Source organism: Ciceribacter azotifigens, from assembly GCF_048159625.1.
Taxonomy (GTDB): Bacteria; Pseudomonadota; Alphaproteobacteria; order Rhizobiales; family Rhizobiaceae; genus Allorhizobium; species Allorhizobium azotifigens.
On the sequence record NZ_JBLQTA010000035.1, the window covers coordinates 1 to 6,202 of the forward strand.

A 6,202-nucleotide genomic window follows, 5' to 3' on the forward strand; every position below is an offset into this window, starting at 1 on the left:
AGGCACGGCGACCGCCAAAGCTACACCACGCCTTGGGACACGATCTTATTCTTGGCGTCGTTGGCCTTGATCAGCAGGTTGGCAAGGCTTGACGGTATGGTGCGTTCGAACGTCGCCTGCCACTGCGACCGGGGCACTGCCCGAGCGCGCACGACCCGGCTCGACAGTTGACTCACCACGGCCGCAACGTCGTTCGCACTATATCTGTGCGGTCCCTCGGCATGAATAACTTCCAACTCCTTGCCGCTCTGGGGTCGCAGCAGGAGGTCGGCGGCAATCAGGCCGAGGTCATGGGCGGAGATCGTCGGCTGCGCCATGTCGACCGGATCCTGAAAGGTCGGCAAAATGCCGGAGGCGACAGCCATCGGGATGACGCGCCCCCAATTGTGCATATGCTCGGCGGACCGCAGCACAAGCAGCTGGGTTTCGAGTTGGGCGAGCCGCACCTCAAGGTCGCGGAACATGCTGGGCATCCCAATGTCATCGGCGACATGGGCTCCGTAATCGGAGATTGCCAGCACCTGCTTCGGGCGTGCCTGGGCCATCGCCCTGAACAGGCTTTCGATCGAGTGCCGGAGACCGTCAGCCGGGTCCTTTGCCCGTGGCGACACGGGCATGATGATTTGCACGGCGTCGGAATCGCCGATCGCCCTGGCTAGGGCGGCGGCATCATGCAAATCGGCGGTAATAATCTCGCAGCCGATGTCGCTCAGCCGCGCTGCTTTTGTCCTGTCGCGCAGGATTGCCCGGACTGGCATACCCGCCCGGCGCAGGGCCGATGACGTTGAATAGCCGACATTGCCGGCGGCTCCGATGATCGTAAACATGCGCCATCCCCCTGTTGTGATGTCCAGGAATTGGGGAAACAAACTGCCGGCATCGCACCCGTGGTAATGGTTGCGGCGAGGAAAGCGTCACGGTCGGCTTTACCCGATCCAGGTCAGGGCCGATGTTTACGCCTTAACCTCGCTCTGGGCAACGCAATCGAATAGCGGCTTCTCGTGATGAGCGCTCTTGGCGCATAGTTGCTTCCGCTGAAAGCGACGGTCCCGCTCGGCGCGGGGCCGCACACTTCAAATCTCTGTATGCTCTGCCAGTTCCAACGCATCCTCCATGTCGACTCCCAAGTACTTGACGGTGTTCTCGATCTTGGTGTGTCCGAGCAGGATTTGTATTGCACGAGGGTTGCCGGTGGCCTTGTAGATCATCGCAGCCTTTGTGCGCCGAAGAGAGTGGTGCCGTAATCCTCCCGACGAAGCCCGATCGCAGTGACCCACTCATCGACCAGCCTGGCGTATTGGCGAGTGCTGAAATGTTCTGCATGATCAATTCGACTGAAAAAGGCATAGTCATCAACTGTACCTCCTTGCCGCTGAAGCCAGGTAAGCAGGCTTGTCCTGACCTCGGTCGCGATCTCGAACTGTACAGGACGTCCAGTCTTCTGCTGCACGACCATGGCACGAGTTCGAATGTCCTTGCCCGTGACCAGGCTCCCGATTTTGATCTTGACGAGATCGCACCCGCGGAGCTTGCTGTCTATGGCGAGATCAAACAGCGCACGATCTCTAATCCGTCGTTCTCGGTCCAGGAAAAAGCGAATTGCCCAAATCTGGCGCTGCTTCAGGGGCTTTTTGACGCCGACTTGTCGACCGGCGTTCCAAGCCGGCCGGCCGAGTGCGGCAGGATCATATTGTGCGGTACCCATTTCAGTTCTCCTTGGCCACCATGGCCGAGGGAAGGACGCGTAGGCTTTTAGGTTCTAGAGGGGGGCCGACACGGGACAGTCCGCTGTGCGTTACGATTTCACGGAGAGCGGCCACTCCGCAGCCTGTCCCCTTAGGAATGCCAATCTCCAACCGCAATTTCCCTAACCCATTTGTGGCCTTTGGCACGGTACGTCAGCCGGGCGATATGGACCGCCCGGCGAGGAGCGGAGCGTACGCGGCGAGTCGGTGGGAGATGAACTCTGTGAAAAGCCGCACGCGCTTCGTCTTGCGTGTCTCCCCTTGCGTGAGAAGCCAAATCGTCGCAAGTGCTTTGAGGTCGATGCCCGGAACTCTCGCCAGCAGGTGATCGGCATCTCCGACGAAACAGGGGAGTCTGGTCATGCCGATCCCTTGCCTTGCTGCAGCGATCTGCGCATCGGCGTCCGGCGTCCTGAACGGAACCCCTGTGACGGAGACCTCCCCTTCGGCGACCCAGTCAGGAACAGCCTGACCGCCGATGACGATGGGTCGGATTGGATCCGGCGCACCCGCATGCCACGCGGCCAGTCGATCGCGGGACATATAAACTCCCGCGAGCAGATCCGGACCTTTCAGGCCATGAAGATTGAGCGGAAGGGCCTTGCGATTGGAGACCATCCGGATCGCCACATCCGCCTCTCGGTTGGTCAGATTCACGACGTCGCCAGTCGATGCGATCTCCATTTCGATGTCGGGATGCAGACGCGCAAAATCGGCGATATCTGGCATGAGCAGGTGTGTCGCGAGGAACGGGGGCAGCGTCACTCGCAGAAGCCCGCGTACGCTCTGATCGCGCCCGAAGACGCGCGTCTCCAGTTGGTGCGACGAGGCTTCCATCTGGTTCGCGAACTCGAGCACCTCCTCGCCCGCAGCCGTCAGGCGGTAGCCTGAAGGCAACTTTTCGAACATCTGCGTCCCGAGGCGCTCCTCAAGCTGGGCAATGCGTCGCAGCACCGTCGCGTGGTTCACGGCCAGACGTTTGGCGGCAGCCCGCACTGAACCGCCACGCGCAGCGGCAAGAAAGTAACGAACGTCATCCCAGTCGATCATGGTCCATTCCCGCGCCGCATGGAGCGGCTTCCAGACACTAGTCTACCATATTGGGACGGATTGCGCGTGATCGTCGCTGCGCATGTTCACGTAAGTGGATCGTTTTCGCACCATGGATGCGCGCGATTGCGCACTCACCGCCGGGCGCCGGCGAACCCATATCGAGGCTGTCGGAGGATTTCTCCGCAAAGCGATGACCCGAGACGCGACAGAAGGACCGCATGACATGACCAGATTGAATGGAAAGACCGCCGTGATCACGGGCGGCGCCACCGGTATCGGCCTCGCCGCTGCAAAGCGCTTCATCGAGGAAGGTGCCTTCGTCTTCAACTACGGCCGTCGGCAGCAGGCACTCGATGCGGCTGTGGCCGCGCTTGGACCCAATGCCCGCGCCGTGAAGGGCTCTGTCTCGGATGAGTCCGATCTGGACCAGCTCTACGCGGCGGTGAAAACCGAGCGCGGAAGCCTCGACATCCTCTTCGCCAATGCCGGGGCCGGAAGCCCGCTTCCGCTCGGCCAGATCACCACCAAGCACATCGACGACACTTTCGACACTAATGTGAAGGGTACGATCTTCACGGTCCAGAAGGCGCTAGCACTGATGGGTCCGGGCGGTTCGATCATCCTGACGGGATCGAGTGCCAGGACCACCGGCGCCCCGGCATTCACTGCCTACAGCGCCAGCAAGGCAGCCGTGCGCAATCTCGCACGCACCTGGGCGGAGGACCTGAAGGGTACCGGTATCCGGGTCAACGTGCTGTCGCCCGGGGCGACGGCGACCGAGCTCGCGAAGGAGGCGCTGGGAGAGGGGGGCCAGAAGGCCTACGGCGCGATGACCCCGCTCCAGCGCATGGCCGATCCCGCGGAAATCGCAGCCGTGGCCGCCTTCCTCGCGTCGAACGACAGCAGCTTCATGACCGCCAGCGAAGTCGCCGTCGACGGCGGCCTAGCCCAACTCTGACCCCGGCACGGTTCCGTGCCTAACTCACCCACAGCGAAAGACAACGATTATGAGAGCACTCGAAGGCAAAATCGCAGTCATTACGGGCGGAAGCAGCGGGATTGGCTTGGCCACATGATCATTGGGCGGCGCGAGAAAGTCTTACAAGAGGCCGCGGTCCTTATCGGGAAAAACGTGACAACAGTCGCGGGCGACGTTTCGCGCCTGGAAGATCTGGACCGGCTCTACGCCACCGTGAAGGAGAAACATGGTCACATCGACATTCTCTTCGCAAACGCGGGCGCAGGGACGGTCGCGCCGCTCGCGGCAGCTACTGAGAACCATTTTGACCAGACCTTCGATGTGAACGTGAAGGGTCTGTTCTTTACGGTGCAGAAGGCACTTCCACTCTTCAAAAACGGCGGATCGATCATCCTTAACTCTTCGGTCTCGAATGTGATGGGGCTGCCAGCGTTCAGCGCCTACGCAGCAAGCAAGGCGGCTGTCCGCAGCTTCTCGCGGTCCTGGACCCAGGAGCTGAAGGATCGCAACATCCGCGTCAATACGATGAGCCCCGGCGCGATCGAGACTCCCGCCTTGGCGACAACGACCGGCCTCACCGCTGAGCAAGCCGAGGAGGCGGTCGCCCAGTTTACGTCACAGATCCCAATGGGTCGCAGGGGAAAGGCAGAGGAAATTGCGGCTGCGCTCACGTTCCTCGCCTCCGATGAGAGCTCTTACATCACCGGTATAGATCTCGCAGTCGATGGTGGTTGGGCGCAGGTCTGACCCAGCATCAACACAGGATCGGAGAAGCATTATGAGCTACGCAATCATCGGCTTCGGCAATATCGGCCGAGCTCTGGCCAAGGCCTTCGCACGCAACGGCATAGAAGTGACCGTTGCAACCACGCGCGACCCGGAAAGCTTTGCTGTTGATGCGGCCGCGATCGGGCCCAAGGTTATTGCCAAAACGCTGACGGATGCCATCAAGGCGGACGTCATCTTCTTAGCCGTCCGTTTCGAGGCGCATGCGGATGTCGCGAAGGCGCTTCCCGCTTGGCGAGGGAAGACGATCATCGATGTGACCAATGCCTATGGCGTGCCCCCCGAGGACCTGGGAGGACAGTCGTCTTCCAAATTCGTCGCGCAAGCCTTCCGTGGTGCAAGGCTGGTCAAGGGTTTCAACCACTTGGGCGCTGCCATTCTTGCCCAAGATCCGGCCGTGCATGGTGGCAGAAGAGCCGTGTTCGTAGCGAGCGACGATGACGACGCTGCGGCGGAGATTGGTACGCTCGCGGAGAATCTGGGCTTCGCGCCGATCAAGCTTGGCGGGCTGTCGGAAGGCGGGCAACTGGTCCAGGCGCGCGGGAAGAGTTGGCGTCATCTGATCTTCAAGGACCTGGTGAAGTTCGACTGATGGACACCGCAGCCGAGAAATGGAGACATAACCATGAGCATTGAGAGGAATATCCAGACCGTGAAGGACTTCGTCGCCGCGACCGGTCGCGGTGACAGGGAGGCTCTGCTAGCGCTGGTCACTCAGGATGTTGAGTGGATCGTTCCGGGCGAGGACTGGCCTCTGACTGGAACCTACCGCGGACACGCCCAACCGTAAGAGAGATTCCGATGTACGACCAATCCAAACTATCCGAGTTGATCCGGTTCGCACGCATTAATGCGGGTACCACCGTCATCGACGTTTATCCAGGCGACGGCGAGTGGACGCGCCTGTTCTCCGAGATCGTTGGACCCGAAGGTCGAGTCACCAGCTTCGTGCCAGCCGAACTCGCGCACTTCAAAAACGATCCGGTCGGCCTCATGCGAACGCTCGCGCAAGAGCCTGGCCGGGAAAACGTCGAAGCCGTCTCAGCGGACCTCGTGGCGATGCCGAAGATCACGCAGCCAGCCGACGTCCTGTGGCTGCACCTGTTCTACCACGATCTCCACACTGCGCTGATGCACGCCAGGGGGGCGACGGCTGCCGACTTCAATCGAGCTGCCTACGAACTGCTGAGGCCAGGTAGTTTCTACGTCATCATCGATCACGCCGCCGCCGCCGGGGCCGGCACAGATCATGCCCAGTCATTGCATCGCATCGACCCTTCCTCCGTGCGCGAGGAGGTGGAGGCTGCCGGCTTCGTACTGGATGCGGAAAGCGCCCTGCTGGCGAACAGGAACGATCCACACGCGACCAAGGTCTTCGATCCCTCGATCAAGGGCGAGACCGATCGCTTCGTATATCGGTTCGTGAAGCCCTGACAGAGGTCGGCGCCAACCTCAAGTCGGCCTTCCAAGGATGCCAGAATAATGCTCAACTGCGCCAGTCTGCAGCAACGTCAGCTTTCGGAACTCGCTGGAGAGCTGGCAAAGGTCAAGCTTGGGCGCGCTAAGCGGAAATCAGTTCCGCATCGGGGCCGAGGAACGAACCCGCTGCGCGGGAGGGTGTCCGCGGCTGAGGTAGCGG

General features: G+C 61.1%; 5 protein-coding genes and 3 pseudogenes. 5 read left to right on the forward strand and 3 right to left on the reverse strand.

From position 1 onward, the window contains the following. Window positions 1-20 precede the first annotated feature (20 nt). From ACM6UT_RS22850 to ACM6UT_RS22860, 3 genes and pseudogenes are all read right to left on the reverse strand, one after another. Window positions 21-869, reverse strand: a complete 849-nt coding sequence (locus ACM6UT_RS22850) for an NmrA family NAD(P)-binding protein (RefSeq protein WP_416799581.1) — start codon at window positions 867-869, stop codon at window positions 21-23. A 204-nt stretch (window positions 870-1,073) separates the two neighbouring features. Continuing rightward, window positions 1,074-1,705 (reverse strand): annotated as a pseudogene (locus tag ACM6UT_RS22855) (tyrosine-type recombinase/integrase). A 193-nt stretch (window positions 1,706-1,898) separates the two neighbouring features. Beyond that, window positions 1,899-2,795, reverse strand: coding sequence for a LysR family transcriptional regulator (locus ACM6UT_RS22860; RefSeq protein ID WP_416799582.1), 897 nt, complete (start codon window positions 2,793-2,795; stop codon window positions 1,899-1,901). 226 nt (window positions 2,796-3,021) lie between these two features. On the opposite strand from ACM6UT_RS22860, the gene ACM6UT_RS22865 reads away from it, so the two are divergent. From ACM6UT_RS22865 to ACM6UT_RS22885, 5 genes and pseudogenes are all read left to right on the forward strand, one after another. Then, window positions 3,022-3,756 (forward strand): SDR family NAD(P)-dependent oxidoreductase, encoded by a 735-nt coding sequence (locus ACM6UT_RS22865; RefSeq protein ID WP_416799583.1) that lies wholly within the window; start codon window positions 3,022-3,024, stop codon window positions 3,754-3,756. A 49-nt stretch (window positions 3,757-3,805) separates the two neighbouring features. Further along, a pseudogene (locus tag ACM6UT_RS22870) lies at window positions 3,806-4,524 on the forward strand (SDR family NAD(P)-dependent oxidoreductase). A gap of 31 nt (window positions 4,525-4,555) precedes the next feature. Beyond that, window positions 4,556-5,155, forward strand: coding sequence for an NADPH-dependent F420 reductase (locus ACM6UT_RS22875; protein ID WP_416799584.1), 600 nt, complete (start codon window positions 4,556-4,558; stop codon window positions 5,153-5,155). Window positions 5,156-5,188: 33 nt separating this feature from the next. Then, window positions 5,189-5,344, forward strand: a pseudogene (locus ACM6UT_RS22880) (nuclear transport factor 2 family protein); the annotation flags it as partial. A 20-nt stretch (window positions 5,345-5,364) separates the two neighbouring features. Next, window positions 5,365-5,997 carry a methyltransferase gene (locus tag ACM6UT_RS22885; protein WP_416799585.1) on the forward strand — a complete coding sequence of 211 codons (633 nt, stop codon included), beginning with the start codon at window positions 5,365-5,367 and terminating at the stop codon, window positions 5,995-5,997. Window positions 5,998-6,202: the final 205 nt, after the last annotated feature.